This window comes from Parabacteroides sp. AT13 (genome assembly GCF_002272965.1).
Lineage (GTDB): Bacteria > Bacteroidota > Bacteroidia > Bacteroidales > Tannerellaceae > Parabacteroides > Parabacteroides distasonis.
Genome location: NZ_NQMH01000001.1, coordinates 514,684 through 539,992, shown reverse-complemented (window position 1 = coordinate 539,992; position 25,309 = coordinate 514,684). Strand labels below are relative to the sequence as shown.

The window sequence follows — 25,309 nt, the reverse complement described above, 5'->3', positions numbered from 1 at the left end:
CATTCCGTCTTTCTATCGTGTTACAGAGTTATTATTTCTACATTTGTAGCGTTTAAACCTAAATCATGAAGTTATGTTGACAGCAATGGTCATTGTGTTCCTTGTCGGTTATTTGATGATCGCATTGGAACATCCTCTAAAGATAAACAAGGCGGGAACGGCTTTGCTTATCGGTACGGTCTTATGGGTTATGTACACGTACGCGGCCCCGTTTTTCATCCCGAGGGCCTCGGCAGAGGAATTCAGCTTGTTCTTGGAATCGTTCCCCTCTTTGGGTTCTTTAACGTTTAAGGAACAATGTACCCGGTTCGTCGTGGAGCATCAGGTTCTGGATAGTATCGGAGAGATCGCCGAGACGCTTATATTCCTGATCGGGGCGATGATAACCGTGGAGCTGATCGATGCCCATGGCGGTTTCATGTTTATCACGAATCATATTACCACGAAGAAAAAGAAGAAACTGCTGGCGTTGATCGCCGTGATCACGTTCTTTATGTCGGCCGTGTTGGACAACCTTACCACCTCGATCGTCATGATCATGTTGATCCGTAAGTTGCTCGGGAATTATAAAGAGCGGTGGGTGTTCGGCAGTATCATTATTATAGCGGCGAATAGCGGTGGCGCTTGGTCACCGATCGGCGACGTGACTACGATCATGCTTTGGGTAAGGGGAAATATCTCCACCTCATCCACGATCCCCCATTTGATCCTGCCGAGTATCGTATCGGCGTTGATCCCGGTCTTGATCGCCATGCGTTTCTTGCATGGCAACGTGACGCCCCCTAACGCATTCTCGCAAATGGAGGCGGACAATGAGTTGCTGAAGAAATTGAAGGATAAGGAGAAGTTATCGATCTTGATCATCGGTGTGTTGTGTTTATTGTTCGTGCCTGTATTCAAGACGGTTACTCATCTTCCCCCGTTTATGGGTATCTTGATGGGAGTGGGTATTCTTTGGTTCTATACGGAGATGCTATACGCCCGTAAACCGATCGACGAGGACTTGAAATTGCGCTTGTCCAAGGTGGTTCACCGTATAGACGGGGCGACCTTGTTATTCTTCCTCGGAATCCTTTTGGCGGTGGATGCCTTGCGTTGCAGCGGCGTATTGTCGGATTTCGCTTTCTGGCTGGACGATACGGTAGGCAATGTGTATGCGGTGAACCTGATTATCGGCGCCTTATCGTCTATCGTGGATAATGTTCCGTTGGTAGCGGGTGCTATCGGTATGTACCCGGTGGCTACGGACGCTATGGTGGCTGCGGCGACTGATCCGGCTTATCTGGCGAACTTCATGCAAGACGGCGTGTTCTGGCAGTTCTTGGCTTATTGCGCAGGAGTAGGTGGAAGTATGTTGATCATCGGTTCCGCCGCCGGAGTCGTCGTGATGGGCCTGGAGCGGATCAATTTCATTTGGTACTTGAAGAATATCTCGCTGCTGGCCTTGGCGGGATATTTGTCTGGTGCGGTGGTATATATTCTCCAGAATTTGATATTATAATAAGTGTATGATATTAATTGCGGATAGCGGATCTACAAAGACGGAGTGGTGCCTGGCGGATCAAGGCAGACCGGTGCGTACGGTCGTGACGGCGGGTATCAATCCCTTCTTCCAGACACGGGAGGAGATCGCCGGAGAAATCCGGGATGCCTTATTGCCCGCCTTGAAGGGTGAGCGGATCGATGCCATTTACTTCTATGGCGCCGGTTGCGCCTTCCCGGAGAAGAACCGGATCGTGGAAGAGGCGATTACGCCTTATATCCCGGCTCCCATAGAGGTGTATAGTGACTTGATGGCGGCTGCTCGTGCCTTATGCGGGAGCCGTCCGGGAATCGCCTGTATATTGGGGACGGGATCGAATTCTTGTCTGTATGACGGGACGGAGATAACGGAGCATATCTCTCCCTTGGGATTCATTCTGGGGGATGAGGGTAGTGGCGCCGTGCTCGGGAAGTTATTGGTAGGGGATTGCTTGAAGCGTCAGTTGCCGGCGCCTTTGGTTCGGAAGTTTATGGATCAATATGAGTTGACGCCCGCCTTATTGTTGGAGCGGGTATATAAACAACCTTTCCCGAATCGTTTCTTGGCTACCTTATCCCGTTTCTTGTTGGAGAATATCACCGAGCAACCGATTTATAATTTGGTCTATACGAGTTTCCGTAGCTTTTTCCTCCGTAACGTGGCGTTATATCCGGGAGCTGATACGTACCCGATTCATTTCGTAGGCTCTATCGCCTATTATTATCAGGAGGTATTGAAAGCTGCGGCCTTATCCTTAGACTTGAAGGTCGGTACGGTCGTACAGGCTCCCATGAACGGATTGATCCGGTATCATTTTACGAACGAAGAAAAAAATGAATGAGTTATGGCATTTCAAAAGATAACCGAGTCGGAATCGTTGTACGATAATCTGGATCAGATGTCTGTCCGGGAGTTGCTGGAAGGCATCAATAACGAGGACCGGAAAGTGGCGATCGCCGTTGGCCGGGAGATCCCGAAGATCGAGAAGCTGGTAACCCGTATCGTAGAGCGGATGCGGAGAGGCGGCAGGCTCTTCTATATCGGGGCGGGTACGAGTGGTCGCTTGGGTGTCTTGGACGCCTCCGAGATTCCTCCCACGTACGGTATGCCGAATACCTTGGTGATCGGTTTGATCGCCGGCGGTGACCGGGCGCTCCGGAATCCCGTGGAGTCGGCGGAAGACGATCTGGATAAGGCTTGGGAGGAACTTCAACAATATCATATCAATACGAATGACACCTTGGTGGGGATAGCCGCCTCGGGTACGACTCCCTACGTGATCGGCGCCCTGCGTAAGGCGCGCTCCGGGGGAATCCTGACGGCCTCTATCTCCTGCAACCCGGACTCTCCGATGGCGGCGGAGGCGGAGATCGCCATCGAGCCGATAGTAGGTCCGGAGTTCGTCACCGGAAGTACGCGGATGAAGAGCGGTACGGCCCAGAAGATGGTGCTGAATATGATCACGACCTCCACGATGATCAAGCTTGGCCGGGTGAAGGGGAACCGGATGGTGAACATGCAACTGACCAACCAAAAATTGGTGGACCGTGGCACCCGTATGATCATGGAAGAGCTTCGTCTGGATTACGAGCAGAGCAAGAACCTCCTGCTCCTACATGGCTCCGTCCGGGAGGCGATCGATTCTTATCACCGTGAATGGCGGCTGAATCAATAAATAATTCCTATCTTTCGGGGTAAAACCTAAAAGATCGTTGATTATGATGTGGGATTTCATACTAAGACTTTTCGTGGCAGGTATTCTGGGCGCCGTTGTCGGACTAGACCGTGAGTACCGTGCGAAGGAGGCGGGTTACCGGACTCACTTCCTTGTTTCGTTGGGTAGCGCGTTGATCATGGTTGTCTCCCAATATGGCTTCCAAGATGTCATCCTAGAGAATAGCGTAAGTCTCGATCCGAGCCGTGTGGCCGCCCAAGTGGTGAGTGGCATCGGTTTCATCGGGGCGGGTACGATCATCATCCAGAAACAATTCGTGCGGGGATTGACTACCGCCGCCGGTATCTGGGCGACCGCCGGTATCGGTCTGGCCGTCGGCTCAGGCATGTACGGGCTCGGTATCGCCGCCACTTTGTTGACGCTCGCCGGGCTGGAGCTGTTGAGCGTTATTTTTAAAAGCATCGGGATGCGAAGTTCCTTGGTGGTATTCTCTACCTCCGACAAGGAGGCGATCAACCGGATCGCCCGTGTTATCTACGAGAAAGGTTTCCTGTTGGTAAGCTATGACATGAAAAGACTGGGGCATCAGGAGAAGGACGAGTACGTCGTCAGCATCGTGTTGAAAGCCCGTAAAAACACGGAGGAAAGTCCACTGTTGTTATTGATGGAGCAATTTCCGGAGGTTACGGTGGAGAGAATTGAATAGTTATTCTGTATTGGCGGTAAGTTTTCGTATATTCGCGGCTCGAAACTATTTAATAATCGTACGATGAATTTTATTTCTAAGCTATTCAAGAAGAACGTATCTGAGGCGGAAGAGGCCGGCAAAGGTTCCGTGGAGGAGTTCGTATCTTTAATCCGTGTATATTATCAAGCCGTTATGGCCGTGAACTTGGGTATCACCAACTTGAACATGCTCGCCGATATGGCTTTGTTCAAACGCATGTTGAAGATACCGACCCAGAATAACAAATTGGGTGTCGCCGAGAAATCCCGTGTGCGCAAGGTGTTGATGGAGGATTACGGCCTAAGCGAGGCTTTCTTCAAGGAGATCGACAGCTCGGTGAAGAAGAACTGCAAGAACCAGAACGATATCAAGACGTATTTCTTCATGTTCCAAGGTTTCTGCAATGACTTGTTCAACTTGCTTGGCAATCTGATGCAGTGGAAGTTCCGCTTCTCCATGCTGGTGAAGAAGTTGCTGTATAATATGACGACGAAGACGGTTCACGATATCTTGACCAAGTCCGAGTGGAAGGATATCAGCGTGCAGAAGGCCGCATGGAGCGTGCGTAAGTATGCCGAGAAACTAGGCTACTCCGAGCAATGGATCACGGACTTCGTGTATAACGTCGTGCTTCTGGCGAAAGAGGATCAGAAGAAGGAACTCAAAAAGAGCAAGGAAGCATGACCACCGAGCTGCATCCGCTAGGTTTCTTCCTCCCGGAGAATACGAGATTGCTGATGCTGGGAAGTTTTCCGCCTCCAAGAGCTCGTTGGAGCATGGATTTTTATTACCCGAATATCCAGAATGATATGTGGCGCATCCTTGGCTTGATTTTCTATGGGAACAAGGATGCGTTCCTGCGAGACAAGAAGGCGTTCAGCGAGGAGAAGGCGAAGGCTTTCTGCCGGGAAAAGGGGATCGGGATCGGTGATACCGCCATGGAGGTGATCCGCTTGAAAGCAAATGCCTCCGATAAGTTCCTTGAGGTGGTACGGCCGATCGATCCGGAAAAGGTCTTGTCCCAGATACCGGAATGCGTGGCGATCGTGGTAACCGGGCAGAAAGCGATGGATACCCTCCTCTCCGTATTGCCCGGCACGGAGGAGCCGAAAGTGGGCTTCTCGTCGGAATTTTCTTGTATGGGAAGGACGATGAGGCTGTTCCGTATGCCTTCATCCTCTAGAGCTTATCCGAGGCCGTTGGAGGAGAAGGCCGCCGTTTACCGGGGGATGTTTGAGACGTTGGGGATGGTGTGAGGCAAGTCTGCCATACAGCATTCCTCGTTTACGCCCCACCTCTTCAAGGAGTGCGGTAAGCTCGGAAACGTCCTATCTGAATGATGTCCAATTATCTCTTTCGTGTATATACATATTTTAAGTACTTGATGCGACATTAGAACAGGAGAAACGCTGCGATATTTGCGACGTTATTCAGTTTAAAACGTCCGATTATGGAGTTTAATGCACGAACTTATTTTCAGTAAGGTACAGTTGTAGCATCTTATCGCCGTAAGATGTATGATCTTACTGTTGTAGGATGTATGATATTACCGTTGTAAGATGTATCATCTTTCACGGATACTTGACATCTCCTTGTCTTGCGTCTTTTAGCAAAGTGACAGTTTGTAAATTTAAGTCATGGAGAATCGATTCTTTCGGGTAAAGGTAAGGTATGCTCTCGAAAACGAAAGAAAAAAACGACAATCGATTGGTTGATAGGCTAATGTTGAATAACGGCCTTTTATTCTAGCGGAATTTATTCATCGTATTTCATGTTTTGGGGGCAGGAAGGGAAGAAAAACGGTGCTACAATAGGGTTATAACAGGGTAAGAATGCCCATTCGCGACTACTCATAACCCTATTCTTGACTACTTACGATGCCCAACGGCAGTATCGGCGTTGCCTAATACGACTAGTTACGCAGGCTTCCGGCACCTATTGTGTGTGGAAAACGCTGTATTTTAACAAAAAGGGGTGCTTATTGCTACTGCTTTCTCGCTATTTCGCTAGGTTTGGAAAATAGGTGTGTCAAGGTAAATGCTCTATGGAAATCAAAAAGATGGCCGGAGAGCGGTTTGGTTGACGGAAGGATATTTGCAGGGCGAGTACCGTGTAAGATAAAAAGAGAGGAGACGGAACGATAAACGCTCCGCCCCTCTTATATAACAAGAATGAATGAATTATTGGGATAATCTCATCATAAAATATTGCTAGTGAGATACATCTTCTTCATTTATCCGATCAGAGATACTCAATGTCACGGAGAACATTGAGTATCGTGATATTCATTTTTAGATCAATTATTTACGTAAAATCCAATATGCCCAGTTGCGCCGCTAAAAGTTATGACAGATCCTACTTGAACTGTAGATCCATTACAAGAGACTCTATATCCCTTATCTATGGAAACAACTTTATACTTTCCATGTTCAACAAAGTAAACCCATGGACCTCCACTATAAAAACCACTGGTGATAGTATATTCCATGAAATTTTGATCTTCAATAACCATTGATATATGGGCGTCCTGATTTTGAGCTGTAACGTACATTTTTGAATACCCTTCTCTTTCTGCGGCATAGGAAGGTGATGGACCATTTACGTCAGCATTGATATTAATAACAGTTGTTGTTAATAGTGCAATATAGAATGAATAATACTTTCTTCATGATATATTTTCTTTATTTTCTTGTTTTAAAATTCCAGAACCAAGCCTCTCCCCAATCACCTGCGCCGGGTTTCGGAGCCGCTAGTTTAAGATGCTCACCATCCGCTTCCAAGATGTGATATTCATATTGAGGAGCGAAGGTATCATCAGTGTCTCCCATTTTCACCAGTCCTAATAAAGGAATGGTTCCGGTGAACGTTAATGTACCTTGATCCCAACCTTCTTTGGCTACAGCGGATAAGTCCCATGCGATTGTTCCGGATTGACCGCGGCTGGTTTCTACTTTCTTGCCAGCCAAGGTAAAAGTCATCCAACCTTCTAATCCATCTTTGGCATATCCTTTCTCAGTACATTGTTGGTCGATGTCTGTGGCTTGAACTTGCCACCATTCCGGACCTGTGCTTTCCATATAAGCACCATTTCCCCAAAGGCCGTTGCTGGCATCTGTATCCCAAACCCAAGTTACAGAATTATACTCCGGTCCGAATAATCCTTCATAAATAGAAGGCACATCCACATACTCGGAGATCGTCACATCGTTAGAGAAAGAGGTGATGGAGCCGTCTTGGTTCATAGCCCGGACGGTCAAGCTCGTGAGGGGAGGAGTGCCAATGATGGAACCCTCGGTTCCGGTGGCTAGGATGGCCCCGTCTTGATCCAATACCTGTACCGTCAGTGTGGGATTGGTGGAGAAGGTGAACTTGTTTTGTCCGGCCGTCGTTTGCGTAAGCGCTACACGGGCTTGCAGATCCGCCTCGGTTAAGTTGGCGGATATGCCCGGATCACTTTCTGTGATTGGGTCGCAGGAAACCATCATTCCTGCGATCAATGCCATTGCTATATAATATATATTCTTTATCATGATTGTATATTCTGAATTAAAAGGTTATTAATTAGCCCAGCCATTGTACTCGGCGTCCGCTCCCCAACCTTCGTTCTGCTGGAGTTCACTGGAGAGTGAGATTTGGCTCTCAGGTATCTTCATGAAACCGGCGGAGGTGTTGTAGCGGGAGGCGTAACCACCATTTTGCGCCTTGTTCGTGGCAGGATTACCTGCGATGTAGATAGGCGTACCTATCTGTTTCTGCAAGGCCGCGGCGGCAATGTGCCAGCGGCGGATGTCGTTCCAACGGGTACCCTCCAAAGCTAATTCCCAACGGCGCTCGTTTTGCAGAGCTTGGAGCGAGTAGCCGATAGCCGGAAGGCCGGCACGCTCCCGCACCTTATTCATACCGGTGGCATCTCCCTTGAGCTCGGATTGCATCAAGAGAACGTCAGCGAAGCGGATCAATACCAAGTCGTGGATGTTGTCCAAGGCTTGGTTATTCGCGCCTTGCGTCCAGCCATCGATTCCGTACATCTCGTTCTCGAAGGTCTTGAAGTAGCCACTCTCGTCATTGGATGTCTTGCATGCGACAGGAGACCATTTCATGGCATAGTAGTCCGTTTCCTGTACGAAGTCCGCCCAACCGCCTTTGTTATAAGCGGGTAATTTGTCCGTACGATATACGGAAGCGTCGCGACGCATGTCATTTGGTTCTGCGCTTGCCCAATCGTTCACGAAATTCGGTGCTACAGGCCCGGCTCCCCAACCTTGTCCGAAGGGGAAGGTATTTGCTACGTCTTGATCTCCGCGAAGACCGAAATGAAGCGCGTAACCATTGGCGAAAGCGATGGTAGTATTCCAACTGGCCAGCTTATTGAACTTGATGGCGAACATAGATTCCGGGTTGACGGCGTTATCATCCTCTACCCATTTCAATCCTTTTCCGGCGGTGTATTCGAAATCGTTCACCGTGCAACGGTTCGTGTAAGCCCAAAGGCTACGGAAGTCGGATGCTAAGGAATATCCGGAATTGTTCACGCAATCATCGATATAAGAGATCACTTGATCCTTCGTAAGGGTAGAGCCGTCGGCCAAGGTGACGGAGGTCAGCGGGTTGTAAGTGGCGCTGGTCAAGGCGGCTATATCTTCGCCATTCCCGTACATGCCGGTGTAGAACAACCAAGCACGGCCTAACATGGCCTCGGCGGTGTACTTGTCGACGTGTCCTGCCTCAAGGGATGACGTACCTCCACGCCATGCGGGCATGATGTCGGCGGCTGTCTTAAGGTCTAGCAAGATCTGTCCCCAGATCTCGGCGGGGCTTGCCTGTGGCACGTCGCTTGTCTGGGATGTAGTGATTAGGGGTACACGATTGTACATCGAGGCTAGCTCGTAGTAGAAATAGGCACGCATGAAGAGAGCCTCGCCCATCAATTGGTTACGTGCTTCCGTGGAAGGAAAGTCCGGACAGTTATCCAAGGTCTCTATGGCGCTGTTGGCACGGAATACGCCGGCATAACGGTCTTTCCAGAACTGGCGGGTCATGTCGGACTGATAGTTGCAGAGCAGGTCCATGGCCTGCATCAGCTTGTCGTTCGAGCCGCCCCCGCCTAGCGCGTCATCGCTGGCTAGTTGGGCGTAATAAAGGAACGATCTCTCGGGGTTGGCGCAAACGGATGCCATGCTGGCGTAAACGCCTGCTATCATTTGCTGGGCATCGTCGTACGACTCCGGGAATGTAGCGGTTGTCTTCTCTGTGTAATTGGTCGTGTCGAGCATGTCCTCACAACTGGAGAAGGCTACGGCAGCGCCCATACATATTGCATATATTAACTTTTTCATGTTGCTTTTCTCTTAAAATTTAATGTTAACACCTACCATATAAGTTCTGGGTGAAGGATAAGAACCTAAGTCGATACCTCTTGCCCAAGGATTGTCCTCGCGGTAACTATCGTTCGTACCGATTTCGGGGTCCATACCCTTGTATCCCGTGAAGGTGAAGAGGTTCTGGGCGCTTACGTACAGACGTAATTGCGGTAGTGGGCAGTTCTTCCATAGGTTCTTGAAGTCGTAGCCCAAAGTAACGTTCTGGATGCGGAAATAGCTGGCGTCTTCCACGAAGATATCGGATATCTGTTGGAAGTTGACACCTGTGTTACCCGGAACCAGACGAGGATAACGATTGGAGGTTCCCTCACCATGCCAGTACTCAAATACCTCGGAGGTGTAATTCTCCACGTTGCCGTCGGTAAACTTACGATAAGAGCGCATATTTTGTTGTCCGAAGGCCCCATAGGTGGTTACCGCTAAATCGAATCCTTTGTAACCAACGTTGAAGCTTAGACCCATCGTGATATCCGGGTGCGGGTTGCCGACTTCGGTCTTGTCGTCCTCGTTGATCACGCCGTCGCCATTCACGTCTACGAATTTCAAGTCGCCCGGTTGGATGGAGCTACCTTGCAGGGAGTTGGCTGCGTTGCCTTTACAGTTCTTATCCAGATAAGCCTGCACGTCGTCGGCGTTTTGCATGACACCTTCCGTTTTATAGGCCCAGAAATAACCGATCGGGTGTCCTACTTCCATACGGGATACAGGACGTGTGTTCTCGGCCAGTACCTTGTCCGGACCTAGGATGTAACCGTCTTTGTTGTTGATCTGCGTAACCTCGTTCTTGTTATGGGCAAGGTTTAGGTTCACGCCATACGTCCAGTCGCCCTTCTGGTCGTTCCAGCCTAAGCCGATCTCGACACCTTTATTTTCCACGGTACCGCCGTTGATATAGGGAGCGTTCGTTCCGTAAGAGTCTAGGATCGGGGCAACGATCAACAGGTCCTTGGTTTTCTTGTTGTACCAATCGAAGTTCAAGCTCAATCGGCCGCTTAGGAAACGGGCGTCCAGACCAAGGTCTAGCTGCTCGGAAGTCTCCCATGTCACGTCCTCGTTCGGCATGATGCTGGCATAACCGCCTTGCGTGGCCGTACCCTTGTTGTTGCCGAAGGAATATTGTCCGAGGTGGTCGAACGCTACGGTCGAGAAATATTGGAAGTTATCGATATTACAGTTACCGTTCTGACCCCAGCTGGCACGGATCTTCAAGAAGTCCATCCAGTCGTGCGTGCTTTCCATGAAATCTTCATTGCTCACGACCCAACCAGCCGATACGGAAGGGAATGTACCCCAGCGTTTACCACGGGCGAAGTTCGAGGAACCATCCGTACGTAAGATCACGCTAGCCATGTATTTCTCGTTGAAGTTATAGTTGATACGTCCGAAGAATGACGCTAAGGCGTTATCCCCTGTCGGATATCCTTTGGCTGAGGTAGGCTGAGAAGCCATGCTATTGCTGATATAAGCCCGGTCCCAGTCGGAGAACAGAAGGTCGTTCGCCGTTGCCTCCAGATACTCACCCATACCGAAACCGCTCTTCTTGAAGGATTGACCGACTAATACATCGAAGTTGTGTTTCTCGATGTTGAAGGTGTAGCTAAGCGTATTCTCGATCTGCCAGTCCCAACCAGTCGTCATGTTCTGGGTAACCTCATTGGTTAGTTTTTGATCGGTAGAGGTTAGTTTATAAGCCGGACTGTAGCCACGGTAAGAGCTGGAGTTCTGTTTGTAGCTGACCTGTCCTTTATAGACGAGTCCCTTGATTGGTTGTACCTTCAAGTAGCCAACCATAGTTAATCCGTAGTTTTTGCTCTTGTTGTTTCCACGGGAGGAGTTGACCATTGCGGCGATCGGGTTACTCGTATAAGAGTTGTAGTTGAACCAACCGGCCTTGTTCAAGTCGTCATACATATAGTAATCCCCGTTCTCGTTATAGATAGGAACCAGCGGGTTGGCACGTAACATCCAAGAGATGTCGTTACCGTATTGATTACCCTCGGAGATACCGGAAGATTCATTATGATTATAGTACAGGTTCTCGCCGAATGTGATGATATCCAAGTCACCCTCTTTCCACAAAATATGTTCAGAGTTCATGCGAACCGTGAAACGTTGGTAGTCGGAAGCGACCGGCTTGCCTAGCGTACCTTCCTGTTTCGTGTAGGATACACCCGTGGAGAATTTGGAGCGTTCCGTACCACCGGCCAAGTTCAGGGAGTGGCTGGTAGTGATGGCGTTCTTGTTGCGGATTGCGTCAAGCCAGTTGGTACCCTCATCCTCGCCGCTCATGTAACGGTTGTACTGTTCTTGTGACATGTAATTCGTCCACGTGTAAGGTTGGTTACCCGTGTTGAAGTTCAGTTGGTCCATGACTGCCATGTATTCCTTTGCATTCAGCAAGTCCGGCATCTTATATACGTTCTGGAAACCTACATAGCCGTCGTAACTAACCTGTAATTTACCCTGTTTGCCCTGCTTTGTCGTGATCAATACAACACCGTTGGCCGCACGTGAACCGTAGATCGCAGCGGAAGCGGCATCTTTCAATACGTCCAAGCTCTCGATATCGGCGGGACTTAAGGAATTGATGTCGCCTTCGACGCCATCAATAATGTATAGCGGAGTCGTGCTGCCGTTCGTTCCGGCACCACGAATGTTGATATCGAAACTCTTACCCGGCTGGCCGGAGTTCGCTACGATATTGACGCCCGGGCTTTGGCTCTGCAAGGCACCTAGCGGGTTTGTCGTGTTTAATTTTTGGATATTCTCTCCCTTTACTTGAAGGGTAGCACCTGTCACCAACTTTTTCTTTTGTACACCATAACCTACTACCACTACCTCGTCCAAACTCTGTGAGTCCTCTTTCAAGGTGATCTGTAAGTCGGATGTTTGGGCGGTTACGGGAATCTCTTGGGTCATATAACCGATGTAGGAGATCTCTATGATAGAGCCGGGGGCGGCCTCTAAGCTGAACTTACCATCCAAATCGGTTATCACTCCGTTTGTCGTTCCCTTTACGATAACATTGGCACCGATGACTTCCATTCCTGTTGCGTCTTTCACGGTACCAGTGATTCTTTTTGTTTGTTGCATGACTTCCATCGAAGTACTAGGGGCGGCTAACATTTGTGGTATGCCACCTAGCTGGAAGGCCATACATGCGCCTAAAAACAGCGTCGTTTTCTTAATTGTTGAATTCATTATTTTTTACATTAAATCATATAAGGCTAAACTAAAATTCATTTACTCAATAGGGTCATTAGCGGTTAACTGCTAAAAACATTAGATTTTCGGTCCTTCCTCATAGGCAATTGTTTTTTGTTGTTAATATGTATTGTTAATTTCTGTCGCAAAATTACGTCGGATCCCAAGTGCGTTCAAATACTATTTTATCCAAGAATAATACTTTTTTGCCGGAGTGTATTTTTAACACATCGATGGGGTAGCCGTAGGCATGAAAGCCTTTGTGACTGGTCGCAAAGATAGATGTGTGAAGGAAAAGAGAAGGGGGGATTTTGTATAGAAATAGGGGGGGATATGTATTTATCCCTGTTAAAAAGGTCTCTTATACAATGATTTTTGTCTTTTTGTAGTTATCCCGGAACTCTTTGGGAGAGCAGTTTTTCTTTTTCTTAAAGATACGGTTGAAGTTCGAGAGGTTATTGAAGCCGCAGTCATAACAAATCTCCGCGATGGATCGTTGCGTGTCCACCAGCATGCGGGCGGCGTAACCGATACGGATATCGGTGATATAGTCGGAGAGGGTCTTCCCGGTCCTCAACTTGAAGAAACGGCTGAAAGCGGAAGGGGCCATACCTACGAGTTCCGCCAGTTGGTTTAGGCGGATATCCTGTTGGTATCGTTCGTTAATGTAATTTTGTACTTTCTGGATACGACGGCTCTCGGAATGGATATCTGTTATTTTAGCGAATGAGGAGCTGGCCAATACTTTGTAGTTCTCCTCGACAGAAAGCTCATATAAGATGGTTAAGAAGTTGATGACCGCATAAAAGCTTTGCTCCTCGGAAACCAGCTTTTCCAGTAAATGGTAAACCTTCAGGATGGAAGACATCGGGAAACTGATGCCGCATTGGGCTTTCTCCAACATTTTCCGGATACTGTTGAATTGGTTTTTCTCCAATAGATTCTTCCCGAAGAGATCGGGAGAGAACTGGATCGTGATCTCATGGATCAAAGGCGATTTACATGCGTTCTGCTCCCAGACATGCTCCAGTTCTTTCCCGGTTATCAATACTAACTCGTATTCTCCGATCACTTCCGCAGAGTCACCGACCACACGCCTTACCCCCGGAGCGTGCTCAATGAAATTGAGCTCGTACTCCGAGTGGCAATGGATCGGATAGGTAAATTCTGTCTTACGCCGGTCTACGATGTAAAAGCAGTCCTTTTCCGATAGTGGGGTTATCTCGCGGATAATGTCCATTCTCTGTTGACAATTTAGTTAGTGAGCCTCGGTCAGCTCTATGACCTTGCTATGGGCATGAGCCGTAGAGAACACGTTCATTCCTATTTTCATCAAGAAATCTCCGCTGAAGGTACCTCCGTCGGTAACCAAGGTCGATTTCTGGCCCGGCATGAGGTTTATCTCTTGTACCTTATATTTCTTATTCGGGTCCAATCCTTGTAGCTTTACGGGGAAAGTCTTTTCTCCGAAGCGAGGGTGGATATCATAAGCGAATAGGACGGATTTGCTTTTTGCCTTATCCACGTACATCACGGATGAATGGTTGGTATCGTAAGGGGAGACTAGACGGTACAGATCGCCGTCGAGGATCGTGCCCTTTAGACGTTTGTAGTTGGCAACTGCTTCTTGGCAGTATTTCATCTCGTCATCGTTCATTTCCTTCAAGCTGATATCGAAGCCCATCTTACACATCATGGCCACGTCGGTACGGAACTTGATAGAGGTATTCTTGTTCCAGCTAGTCACGTGGGCGCACATTGCCTTTGCCGGGAAGAACTGGGAGAATCCCCATTGGATATACAAACGCTCGATCGGATCGGTGTTGTCGCTGCACCAGAATTCCGTGAAATATTTCAATGCCTCGTAATCACAGCGGGCACCCCCACCGGAGCAAAGCATGATCGGTAGGTGAGGGTATTTCTCGGCTACCCGTTTGAATACGTTATAGACACCTCGTACATGGTCGATATACAATTGATTCTGCTTCTCTTTAAGATAGGGGGAATAGACATTGGTAATCGGGCTGTTGCAATCCCATTTGAAGAAAGCCAGATCCGGATTCTCGATCATGATATTATCCACCACGCTGAATACATAATCCTGTACTTTCGGGTTGCTTAAGTCTAAGACAAGTTGATTGCGATAGTAATAGGTCTCACGATTCGGTAGATGGATCGCCCAGTCCGGGTGTTTCTCGAAAAGTTCGCTCTTGGGGTTTACCATCTCCGGCTCGATCCAGATACCGAATTTCACGCCGGCATCTTTAGCGACCTGCACCAGATGAGGAATGCCGTTTGGCAACTTATCGTGTGTAACCTCCCAATCGCCCAATCCGGCCTTATCGTTTTGACGAGGGTATTTATTAGCGAACCAACCATCATCCAGCAAAAACATATCTACACCTAGATGCTTGGCTTCTTTCATTAGTTCCTCCAATTTCTTCTCGTTGAAATTGAAACCGGTCGATTCCCAGTTGTTCAGTAGGGTAAGTCGATCGCCTTTACCATCCTTGATCTGGTAATTACGTGCCCAATCATGGATATCACGACTGGCTTTTCCGGTTCCTTGGTTACTCAACGTAAAGATAAACTCAGGGGTGACGAACCATTCGTTCGGTTTCAATTCATAGGCGGACGCATAGGGATTGATGCCGGAGATGACACGAAGGTTACCGGCGTTGTCCACCTCGAACGTAAAGCGGTAGTTTCCAGTCCAACCTATCGTTCCCATTAAAACATCTCCTGTATTCTCGCTGGCCGGGGCACCTAACCCAATCTCAAAAAACGGGTAAGCGTGCATGGCGGCACGGGAGCCTAGTTTCGTATCGATAATCTTTTTCCCGAATTTCAAGTCTTGGCTGCTCATCTGTACTTCTTTGGCCCAGTCACCGCTAAACTCGGTCAATACATAGCGAGGACTCTCGAAATAAAGCATATTGGAAGCGTATTGGGTAATCGTGACCGGTTTTTTCTCCATATGACGAATCTCAGTCCAAGCCTTGATCACGTTTTCTTTAGCGAAGGTTACATAATGTAATTTAGCCTCCACTGGGTATACATCGTCTTTCAGGGAGATAATTGTCTCCGTAACGTTATTGTCTAGTTTCTTAGATTCGCTGGAAACATACTTGAATATGCTAGTCATGTTTCCGTCGTTATGCTGGATGGCGAAAGCTGGTTCGAAATAATCTTCCGCTCCTGAGCAAGGATATACTTCCCATCCACGGGTTGATACGCTGCCATCCGTTCCGGCTTGGATATTCCATGAGAGGTTCTCAAATTCGGATTCGTTTACTAATTTATTCCCTAGATAAGTTTGGTAGAGCCGTCCATTGGGGGCTACTTGTAAAATCAAGTCCGTCTCATTGGTTGAGATTAAGATCATCTTTTGATCGGCGGCTTTTACGAATGGCAAACAAAAGCACAAAAGGATAACTGTAAGTAATAGATTTTTCATGGTAAATTATTTGAATGTGTAAATAGTAGAGACGTAGCGTGCCACGCCTCTACTAGAATACATATTGTAATTAATTCTGCTCTTTCAGGATCACGTCGTGAGCGCCACCCTCAACGATACTCGTAGAGGAGACAAGCGTGATCTTGGCATGCTGCTGCAACTCTTGGATAGAGATGGAACCACAGCTACACATCGTAGCGATCATCTTACCCAATGTTACGTTTAAATTATCTTTCAATTTTCCGGCATACGGTACATAGCTGTCCACGCCTTCCTCGAATTTCAAGGATTCGTTCCCACCCATGTCATAGCGCTGCCAGTTCTTCGCACGGTTAGAGCCCTCACCCCAATACTCCTTCACGAAGTTGTTTCCGATTTTCATCTTCTTCGTAGGCGACTCGTCGAAGCGGGCGAAATAACGGCCCATCATCAAGAAATCGGCACCCATAGCCAACGCCAATACCATATGGTAATCGTGTACCAGACCACCATCGCTACAGATAGGGATATAAACGCCGTGTCTTTTGAAATACTCGTCACGAGCTTTCGCTACGTCGATCAAGGCGGTAGCCTGTCCGCGACCGATACCTTTCTGCTCACGGGTGATACAGATGGAACCACCACCGATACCTACCTTGATGAAATCCGCTCCGGCGTCAGCCAAGTAGTTGAAACCATCTTGGTCAACCACGTTTCCGGCACCAACCAGTACCTTGTCTCCGTAGGTATCCTTGATCCAGTGCAAGGTCTCGTACTGCCATTCGGAATAGCCGTCGGAAGAGTCGATACACAATACGTCAACGCCAGCCTCTACCAATGCCGGAACACGTTCCTTATAGTCGCGGGTGTTGATACCGGCACCTACTAATAATTTCTTATCACCGCCGGATAACTCTTTCGGGTTCTCACGGTGGCTATCGTAGTCCTTGCGGAATACGAAGTATTGAAGCTTCTGATCCTTGTCGATGATTGGCAATGTATTCAACTTATGATCCCAGATAATCTGGTTCGCCTCTTTCAAGGTCATGCCTAGCTCGCCAACGATTAGTTTAGCGAACGGGGTCATGAAATCTTTCACCTTCATGTCGATCGGGTCTTTGCCTTCACGGTAATCGCGACTGGTTACCATACCTAGCAATTTGCCGTTAGGCGTACCATCATCTGTCACACCAATCGTAGAATGTTCTGTCCGGCGGACTAGCTCAAGCACGTCGGCCAAGGTATTCTCGGGCGTAAGGTTAGAGTCGCTGATAACAAATCCGGCCTTGAATTTCTTTACTTTGCGAACCATATCCGCTTGGCTCTCGATCGGTTGCGAGCCGAAGATGAAGGAAAGTCCTCCGTTGCGAGCCAACTCGATTGCCAGTTTAGGGCCGGAAACCGATTGCATGATCGCTGAAACGAAAGGAATATTTAATTCAATAGCGGATTTCTCGCCAGACTTGAATTTCACAAGCGGCGTTTTCAATGAAACGTTTGCGGGAATACATTCTTTGGTGGTTAAACCGGGAATAAGTAAATACTCACCAAATGTTCTCGATACATCGTTTAAGTAGATTGCCATAAGATTTTATATTTACAGGATGAGTTTTTTTAATTGTGCAAAAGTAGCGATTTCTGTTCATATATGAATCACATGTTTACATGAAATGTTCGAAATATGCGTCCCGCAACATTTATAGTTATGGATTTGTTATTAATGTAGATTTAAAAAGGAGGAAAATATGAGAGTTGTAGTTGATAAGGCTCAATCCAGAGGGTATGCGAATCACGGTTGGTTGAAAACACATCACACGTTTAGCTTTGCTAATTATTACAATCCGGAAAGGGTTCATTTCGGGATGCTACGTGTATTGAATGATGATTCCGTGGCGCCGGGTGAGGGATTCGATATGCATCCACATAAGAATATGGAGGTTATCTCCATCCCGTTAAAGGGATATTTACGCCATGGGGATAGCATAAAGAATAGCGAGGTGATTACGCCGGGAGATATTCAGGTGATGAGCGCCGGTACCGGTATCGTGCATAGCGAGTTCAACGACAGCGGTAATGAACAATTGGAGTTCTTGCAAATATGGGTATTTCCCCGTGAGGAGAATACCAAGCCTCATTATGCCAGTTATGACGTGCGTCCGGTTACTTCGGAAAAGAATAAGTTGTCCTTGATCATCGCTCCGGACGGTAGCGCTCCTGCGTCGATCAATCAAGACGCTTGGTTCTCTTTAGGAAACCTAGATGCCGGTCAAGTAAAAGAGTACAAGCTACATAGTAAAAATAATGGAGTTTATTTATTCGTGATCGACGGAGAGGTGGAGGTAAGTAATACGATCCTGTCTAAGCGTGACGGGGCCGGATTCTGGGAAACCGATAGCATTACGATAGAAGTCTTGAAGCACGCAAAAGTTCTTTTGATAGAAATTCCGATGATGAAATAAATGTTGATAGGTTAGTGCTGGCGGGTATCTTAATAGTTGATGTAACAAAGCTATTAGGGTACCCGCTCTTTCCTTGTTAATGTTTTATCGGTTTATCCGTGAAGTAATCGATCATCTTTAAGATCGCCCGGCTACAAGCTGGACAGAATGGAGCGTAATCACGCATCATACAGTGATCCATCGGGCGATAAATGCCTTTAGCGATGTAACCGCCTCCCTCGAATACGCCTGCCTTATCCTTATGGGCGTCATCTAATGGGGTAGGTATCGGTGTATTAGTCGGTAGAAGATCTTTCCATTTAGCATCGAAGTTAACCAAGGTCGTGATGTTCGGTTCCCAAGGCTCGTACTTCAAATTATAAAAATCTTGATAAGCGACCTCGGAACTGAAATATTCATCTGCTAGACCAGCGAAACTATGTCCGAACTCGTGAACGAATACGACCGGGGTACGTGGGTTATCGGCGGTTCCCATGGCATAAAAATTATACATACCGCCACCACCGTAAGCGTCCGTGTTTACCAAGATGAAGATTGCGTCGCAAGGAGCGTTCCATACGGCGTCACGTATAGACTTCATATCCGGGGTGGTTAAATAGCGATCTACACCGAATGTATAATAACCGGAATTCAATGCGGTATTCTTGAATATACCTTTACCGGATACATCTGTTCCCGATTCTTCCGAAACGGCATCTACCGCCCAAATATTGAAATCTTCCCGGCGAGTGTCATAAGGCGGGGTTTTAAACAATGCCTCCGTAAAACGTTTGGCATCAGCTACGAATTTCTCTTGCTCATCCGCCGTATAACCTTCCGCCAAAAATACGAGGTCTACTTTCCCGGAGGAATCCCCGTTATATTGGATTTTTGTGATCCGGTTTTCCTTGAGTTTTCCCCGGTCAATAAAAATACTGGCCGGATCAATCTCTTGTTTCAATAAAAGATGGAACTGCATGTCGGCCTTGTCTCTTGCCGTAATCTCAATGATGACAGGAGCTTTCGGATAGGGGATAGAGATGCTATTTGTCCAAGATTGTGTCTCGGTCTTCGCTTGCTCCGTACTTCTCCATTCTTCGAATAACGTATTGAATCCTCGTGAGTAGATCAACTCTTTACCGGCTTTATCATATACATTAATATAATACCCTCCATAACCAAACGGATCGGTCAAGTTTTTGACCGGCCCTGCCCAGACGGGTTCTTCCCGGAGTTGTTGTATAGCGGCGGCTTGGAAATCCCAATTCCCGCTCAATGCGAAATCAATCCGGAGACTTTTCTTCGTGAAGTGTTTTTCAAAATTAGTTTGTGCCAGACAAGTGAAACTGAAAAGAATGGCGAATAATAATAATAAGGTTATTCTTGCTCTCATAGATCTATAATATTTATCATGTGTCAACTTTATGACGCAAATGTATATTATTTTTTTATAGATTTGCCACGATTAGTGTATTATACTCGTTTATAAATAAATTAGACCTATGTTTAGAGAGATCAGACGAAAAGACCGGATTTTGGATAATGAGTTGGCAATTCGTTTATTGGAGGAGGCGGAATATGGTTTTTTGGCCATGTCGGGGATAAATGGGTATGGGTATGGAATCCCGATCAATTATGTAAAGGAAGGGGATTCTATTTATTTCCATTGCGCTCCGGAAGGGTATAAGCTGGAATGTCTACGAGAAAACCCGAAAGTGAGTTTCACGGTAGTTGGCGCTACACAAATCGTTCCGGGAAAATTCACGACAGGTTACGAGAGCACTATCGCTTTTGGAGAGATACATTTGGATTTGCCGGAAGAAGAGCGTCGGTATGCCTTGCGGCTACTCGTGAATAAATATTCATCGGCGTTTAAGGAGATCGGCGAAAAGTATATTGAGAAATCTTTTTACCGGACTAATATCTTACGTCTAGATATCTCGCATATCTCGGGAAAGTGTAAACGATTGTCTCAATAGTATAAGAAAGGGGGCCTAGCCCCCTTTCTTGCAATATATCAATGATGGCTTAAATAATTAGAGACTCCTGCGTTTGTCGCTTTCATGGCGTCTTTTCCTTTGGACCAATTTGCCGGGCAAACCTCGCCATATTCTTCGAAGTGCTGTAAGGCATCGACCATACGGAGAGCCTCGTCTACGTTACGGCCTAATGGTAAATCGTTGATTACATAATGACGGATCAAGCCCTCTTTGTCAATCAGGAACAGACCCCGGTAAGCGACCGGATTTCCTCTGGAGATAAGTTCTCCACTTTCGTTTGTAATATAATCAGCGGCTAATACGCCAAAGTTTTCAGAGATGGTTTTGGAAAAATCGGATACGAGTGGATAAGTCACCCCATGGATACCTCCTTTATTCTTATCTTGGTTTAACCATGCGAAATGAGAAAATTGAGAATCGACGGAGCAACCAACCACCGCTACGTTACGTCTTTCGAATTCCTGTAACTTTTGTTGGAAGGCATGTAATTCTGTCGGGCAAACGAATGTAAAGTCCATCGGATAGAAAAACATGACTACATACTTCTTGCCTACATATTGTTCCAAAGAGAAATCCTCGATGATCTCATTGCCATTCACTACTGCCGGAGCGTGGAATTCCGGTGCCTTTTTACCTATTAATGCTTTCATATTATAATTAATTTGTTTGTTAAGTAACAAGCGTAAGTGAAGGTTTGTTGTTGCTTTTTTAGTAAAGAGACTGATTTTCTTGTGAAATAGACCTAAAGTTTATGCTTTAAAATTTCTCTGATTTTCAAAGATTTTATTTCTTTGTAACTTATTGATGTTAATAAAGAAAGTATATGGAGGTTTCCGAGGTAAAACAGCGTTTGCTGACAGATTTTTTTACATATTATCCCATGGGAGGTGCTCTGTATGATAAAAACGGTGCGCTAATTGATATAAATAAGTCCTTAAACGAGAAATTTCCTTTTACAAATGAAGCGGACTTCTTATTAAATAATCTTTTTCGTACAGATTTGTTGACCGATCTTCAAAAACAATATCTGCGTGGGGGAAGCGTGGTTTCCGGTTCTTTGCCTGTACCGTATTCTATCATCCCCTCAATGAAAGAGAATAGAGAGATTCTTGGATATACCTTATTATTAACGGGTAATCCGGCGGTCGGGCAGGAGGCAGCCGGTTATGACCGGGAATTGAAGGAATTGACGGACATGTCGCAAAAGATGGCGGAAGCGGTTCCTGATACGATCCTTTTGGTAAACAAGCAATTGATCGTAGAGCGGATTATCGCTTATGCTGTGGAGACTTGTATAACGCCGGAGTCGATCAATCGGCGTATCGATGATCTTCCGGGTTTCATTTATCCGGATGAGACTAAGCGTCGTGTGGCCACGATCGTGCAAAGTTGCTTGAATAAGTCGGAGATCATGAATTTAGATTTATCGATTCCGGGACATAACGCTCCGGTCGTTTATTTTAAACTACGGTTGGTACCTGTACATGACCGGTATGTGATTATTTATATACGGAATGTGTCGGAGCTCGTTGAGCAGGAGAAAGCGAATGAGGCGTTAAGCAGTAAGTTGTCCGAAAGTCGGATGATGATGGAGCTTGCTTTGCAGAATAGCAAGATTACGACTTATTCTTTTAATTTCAGCCGATTTAAGTCTTGCGATAAAGTACATTGTAACCGTTGTTTCCAGTTTTATGGCACGACCAATAGTTTATTGAAACGTAATCAGTTCATCTGTCAGGCTTTGCCGCAACTTCGTCACCCGGACGATTCTGGCGACTTTTTCTATCTGTTCAATACGATCCGTGCGAATAAATTGGATGAATATAAAATAGATTTTCGTCTAAAGAACGATGATAATACCTATCGGATCTATGAGGTGATCGGTAAGACGCATGAGAAGGATGAAAATGGTTTCCCGAATTTGATTGTTGGCTGTATGATCGATGATCAAGAACGATTGGAGTTTGAGGAAGACTTGATCTCAGCCAAGGAAAAAGCGGAGGAGGCGGATATGCTTAAGTCGACTTTCTTAGCGAATATGACCCATGAGATCCGTACACCATTGAACGCTATTGTCGGTTTCTCTGATTTGTTAGGAGTGGAGGAGGATTTGGAATTGCGTCAAAATTATATTAGCTTGATCAAGATGAACAATGATTTACTTTTAAGTATAGTCAATGATGTTTTGGATATTTCCAGAATCGAGTCTGATATGATGACATTTACTTATATGGATGTTTATTTACCTTCCTTTATGAAAGATCTATATAACTCCATACAATTACGTAAGCCGGAAGGGGTGGAAATAACCTTGGATGCATGTCCCGATATCATATTTAATATAGATCGAAATCGATTATGGCAAATCTGCATGAATTTATTGACGAATGCGGTTAAGCATACCAAGAAAGGTAGTATCTGGTTTGGGTATACGCTTGAGGCTGAGGAGAAAATGATTAAGTTTTATGTTTCGGATACAGGCTGTGGCATTCCCAAAGATGAATTGGATAATATCTTTGCTCGGTTCGTGCAATTAAGCGATTTTGAGCAAGGAATCGGATTGGGATTAGCAATTTGTAAAGGTCTGGTATTAAAAATGGGCGGTAATATTTCAGTGATGTCCGAAGAAGGATTTGGTTCTACATTTATTTTCACTTTACCTATGAAAAGACCCAATAGTTGGAAAAACTAGTGAACAATACTCTTTGAAATTCGGTTGTCTATATAAGAGATGATTTAGGTTGTAGTCAATTTCCATAATAAGCATTAACTTATATATGCTTTTGGTTTATGTTTTGCCATAAGAAATTCTGGACTTATGGCCTAATCTTTTTGTATCATACCTGTAATCAAAGATTTTATATGACGAAAATAGAAATAAAGAATTTATCTATTCTTTTCGGCCCGGAGAAAATGCGTGCGAAAAGAATGCTAGTAGCGGGAAAAAGTAAACAAGACATTTTGAAAGAAACGGGTTGCACGGTAGCTGTACGTAATGCGAACCTAAAAATTGAGGAAGGGGAGTTATTTGTGATAATGGGACTTTCCGGAAGTGGAAAATCTACGCTGTTACGTTGTATTAACCGATTGAACGAGCCCTCTTTGGGAGAAGTCTTTATCAACGGAAAAAACATAACGACTTCCTCGGATAAAGAATTATTGGATATACGGCGTAAGGAAATGGCTATGGTTTTCCAGCATTTTGGATTGCTGCCCCATCGCACGGTATTGAGTAATATCGCTTTTGGCTTGGAGTTACAAGGGGTTCCTAAAAAAGAAAGAGACCAGAAAGCTGTGGAAAGTGTAGCCCTAGTAGGGTTAAAAGGATACGAGAACCAGAAGGTTAGCGAGTTGTCTGGAGGTATGCAGCAACGTGTCGGATTGGCCCGTGCGATCGCGAATGATCCCGAGGTGCTCTTAATGGATGAGGCTTTTTCTGCCTTAGACCCATTGATCCGTGTACAGATGCAGGATGAGCTATTGAAACTACAAGAGAAGATGCAAAAAACGATCATCTTTATTACGCATGATCTTGACGAGGCGATTAAGTTGGGGGATCGTATCGCCATTATGAAAGACGGGGAGGTCGTGCAAGTAGGTACCCCTGAGGAGATCTTGACAGATCCGGCCAATCATTATGTCTCTAGATTTACGGAAAATGTAGATCGTGGACGTATCGTTACAGCCTCATCGATAATGATAACCCAGCCGGTTGTCGCTCGTATCCGTAAAGATGGCCCGGAGACCGTGTTGAGGAAAATGAAAGAGAAAAACTTATATGTATTGCCGGTTGTGGATGGAAATAGGCAATTTCTGGGCGAGGTTCGTTTGAAAGATGTCTTGGCTCTTCGGAAAGCGGGGAATCATGATCTCTCGTCGATTGTGATGAAAGAGGTTCCTTCGGTTCTGGAAAACACGACGGTTGAGGATATGCTTCCTTTGTTACCGGAGATCCGGCAGGCCTTACCGGTCGTTAATGAGGCCAACCAATTGGCTGGCTTGGTTTCTACTTCATCGATTATAATCGAGATGACGGGGAAGGATAAAGAGGAAATAGATCAAATTGTTCAAAATGCGATAGAATTATGATAAATATAGGAAAATATATAGAGATTGCCATTAATTGGCTGACTGAGCATTTCGCTCGTTTTTTTGATGTGATAAATGATGGGGTCGGAGGATTTATCGATGCTTTTCAAGATGGGCTGACTTGGATTCCGTTTTATGTGATGATTTTGGGCTTGGCATTGTTGGCTTGGTTCAAGGCAGGAAAAGGAGTCGGCGTGTTCACGGCATTGGGTCTATTGTTAATTTACGGAATGGGTTTCTGGGTGGAAACGATGCAGACTTTGGCCTTGGTACTGTCTTCTACCATCATCGCCTTGATGATCGGAGTTCCGTTAGGAATTTGGACCGCACGCAGTGATCGGGCGGATAAGATCATCCATCCGGTCTTGGATTTGATGCAAACGATGCCGGCTTTCGTCTACTTGATACCAGCCGTTTTGTTTTTTGGTTTGGGACCGGTACCCGGCGCTTTCGCAACGGTGATTTTCGCCATGCCTCCGGTTGTACGGCTGACCGATCTGGGAATCCGTCAAGTCCCGGCCGATATTGTGGAGGCTACCCGCTCATTTGGCGCTACTTCCTCTCAGTTGCTTTATAAGGTGCAATTGCCATTGGCTTTGCCTACGATCATGACGGGAGTGAATCAAACGATCATGCTTTCACTTTCTATGGTAGTTATAGCGGCCATGATCTCGGCAGGAGGATTGGGTGAGATTGTCTTGCGAGGAATTACCCAAATGAAAATAGGTTTAGGTTTCGAAGGAGGTATAGCGGTCGTTATCTTGGCTATTATCTTGGACCGTATTACGCAGGGCTGGGCGAAAGGTAAAGTGAATAAACAAAAGAAATAAGAAACAT

The 25,309-nt window shown here is 46.3% G+C and carries 19 protein-coding genes; 11 read left to right on the top strand and 8 right to left on the bottom strand.

The window, feature by feature from the left end; translation table 11 throughout:
- The first annotated feature begins 73 nt into the window (after positions 1-73).
- The 6 genes from nhaD (at position 74) to CI959_RS02585 (ending at position 5,180) form a co-directional block, all read left to right on the top strand.
- The gene (gene nhaD, locus CI959_RS02610) at positions 74-1,501 is read left to right on the top strand and encodes a sodium:proton antiporter NhaD (protein WP_005855241.1); all 1,428 of its coding nucleotides are present in this window, start codon (positions 74-76) and stop codon (positions 1,499-1,501) included.
- Positions 1,502-1,508: 7 nt separating this feature from the next.
- Complete coding sequence (locus tag CI959_RS02605) at positions 1,509-2,363, top strand: ATPase (protein WP_057316655.1); 855 nt, start codon at positions 1,509-1,511, stop codon at positions 2,361-2,363.
- Positions 2,364-2,366: 3 nt separating this feature from the next.
- Complete coding sequence (murQ, locus tag CI959_RS02600; RefSeq protein WP_044544584.1) at positions 2,367-3,197, top strand: N-acetylmuramic acid 6-phosphate etherase; 831 nt, start codon at positions 2,367-2,369, stop codon at positions 3,195-3,197.
- A gap of 43 nt (positions 3,198-3,240) precedes the next feature.
- Complete coding sequence (locus CI959_RS02595) at positions 3,241-3,903, top strand: MgtC/SapB family protein (RefSeq protein ID WP_005855247.1); 663 nt, start codon at positions 3,241-3,243, stop codon at positions 3,901-3,903.
- Positions 3,904-3,966: 63 nt separating this feature from the next.
- A complete protein-coding gene (locus tag CI959_RS02590) occupies positions 3,967-4,608 on the top strand; it encodes a hypothetical protein (RefSeq protein ID WP_008774447.1) in 642 nt (213 codons plus the stop codon).
- Complete coding sequence (locus CI959_RS02585) at positions 4,605-5,180, top strand: uracil-DNA glycosylase family protein (protein ID WP_009276808.1); 576 nt, start codon at positions 4,605-4,607, stop codon at positions 5,178-5,180. Before CI959_RS02590 ends, CI959_RS02585 begins: the two co-directional genes overlap by 4 nt.
- Positions 5,181-6,605: 1,425 nt before the next feature.
- On the opposite strand, the gene CI959_RS02575 is transcribed toward CI959_RS02585, so the two are convergent.
- The 6 genes from CI959_RS02575 to CI959_RS02550 all read right to left on the bottom strand — a co-directional run bounded on the left by CI959_RS02575 (position 6,606) and on the right by CI959_RS02550 (position 17,530).
- Positions 6,606-7,454 carry a hypothetical protein gene (locus tag CI959_RS02575; RefSeq protein WP_008774445.1) on the bottom strand — a complete coding sequence of 283 codons (849 nt, stop codon included), beginning with the start codon at positions 7,452-7,454 and terminating at the stop codon, positions 6,606-6,608.
- Positions 7,455-7,481: 27 nt separating this feature from the next.
- Positions 7,482-9,260 carry a RagB/SusD family nutrient uptake outer membrane protein gene (locus CI959_RS02570; RefSeq protein WP_005855257.1) on the bottom strand — a complete coding sequence of 593 codons (1,779 nt, stop codon included), beginning with the start codon at positions 9,258-9,260 and terminating at the stop codon, positions 7,482-7,484.
- A 12-nt stretch (positions 9,261-9,272) separates the two neighbouring features.
- Entirely contained in the window at positions 9,273-12,506 is a 3,234-nt protein-coding gene (locus tag CI959_RS02565; RefSeq protein WP_009276810.1) for a TonB-dependent receptor, read from the bottom strand.
- 364 nt (positions 12,507-12,870) lie between these two features.
- Positions 12,871-13,749 carry an AraC family transcriptional regulator gene (locus CI959_RS02560; RefSeq protein ID WP_009276811.1) on the bottom strand — a complete coding sequence of 293 codons (879 nt, stop codon included), beginning with the start codon at positions 13,747-13,749 and terminating at the stop codon, positions 12,871-12,873.
- A gap of 18 nt (positions 13,750-13,767) precedes the next feature.
- Positions 13,768-15,966 carry an alpha-galactosidase gene (locus CI959_RS02555; RefSeq protein ID WP_005855262.1) on the bottom strand — a complete coding sequence of 733 codons (2,199 nt, stop codon included), beginning with the start codon at positions 15,964-15,966 and terminating at the stop codon, positions 13,768-13,770.
- Between the two features lie 70 nt (positions 15,967-16,036).
- On the bottom strand, positions 16,037-17,530 hold the full coding sequence (locus CI959_RS02550; protein WP_005855263.1) for an IMP dehydrogenase: 1,494 nt from the start codon (positions 17,528-17,530) through the stop codon (positions 16,037-16,039).
- A gap of 160 nt (positions 17,531-17,690) precedes the next feature.
- Between CI959_RS02550 and CI959_RS02545 the strand changes: the two genes are divergently transcribed.
- Positions 17,691-18,404, top strand: a complete 714-nt coding sequence (locus CI959_RS02545; RefSeq protein ID WP_005855265.1) for a pirin family protein — start codon at positions 17,691-17,693, stop codon at positions 18,402-18,404.
- Between the two features lie 76 nt (positions 18,405-18,480).
- Here the strand turns inward: CI959_RS02545 and CI959_RS02540 are convergent, their stop codons facing one another.
- Positions 18,481-19,776: a M64 family metallopeptidase gene (locus CI959_RS02540; protein ID WP_095231397.1), complete on the bottom strand. Its 1,296-nt coding sequence runs from the start codon at positions 19,774-19,776 to the stop codon at positions 18,481-18,483.
- 109 nt (positions 19,777-19,885) lie between these two features.
- Between CI959_RS02540 and CI959_RS02535 the strand changes: the two genes are divergently transcribed.
- Positions 19,886-20,362 (top strand): pyridoxamine 5'-phosphate oxidase family protein, encoded by a 477-nt coding sequence (locus tag CI959_RS02535; protein WP_005855269.1) that lies wholly within the window; start codon positions 19,886-19,888, stop codon positions 20,360-20,362.
- A 38-nt stretch (positions 20,363-20,400) separates the two neighbouring features.
- Here the strand turns inward: CI959_RS02535 and CI959_RS02530 are convergent, their stop codons facing one another.
- Positions 20,401-21,033: a peroxiredoxin gene (locus CI959_RS02530; RefSeq protein ID WP_008774437.1), complete on the bottom strand. Its 633-nt coding sequence runs from the start codon at positions 21,031-21,033 to the stop codon at positions 20,401-20,403.
- A 173-nt stretch (positions 21,034-21,206) separates the two neighbouring features.
- On the opposite strand from CI959_RS02530, the gene CI959_RS02525 reads away from it, so the two are divergent.
- The 3 genes from CI959_RS02525 (at position 21,207) to CI959_RS02515 (ending at position 25,302) form a co-directional block, all read left to right on the top strand.
- The gene (locus CI959_RS02525; protein ID WP_005855273.1) at positions 21,207-23,075 is read left to right on the top strand and encodes a HAMP domain-containing sensor histidine kinase; all 1,869 of its coding nucleotides are present in this window, start codon (positions 21,207-21,209) and stop codon (positions 23,073-23,075) included.
- 170 nt (positions 23,076-23,245) lie between these two features.
- On the top strand, positions 23,246-24,472 hold the full coding sequence (locus CI959_RS02520) for a glycine betaine/L-proline ABC transporter ATP-binding protein (RefSeq protein ID WP_005855275.1): 1,227 nt from the start codon (positions 23,246-23,248) through the stop codon (positions 24,470-24,472).
- Positions 24,469-25,302, top strand: coding sequence for a proline/glycine betaine ABC transporter permease (locus CI959_RS02515; RefSeq protein ID WP_005865644.1), 834 nt, complete (start codon positions 24,469-24,471; stop codon positions 25,300-25,302). Before CI959_RS02520 ends, CI959_RS02515 begins: the two co-directional genes overlap by 4 nt.
- Positions 25,303-25,309: the final 7 nt, after the last annotated feature.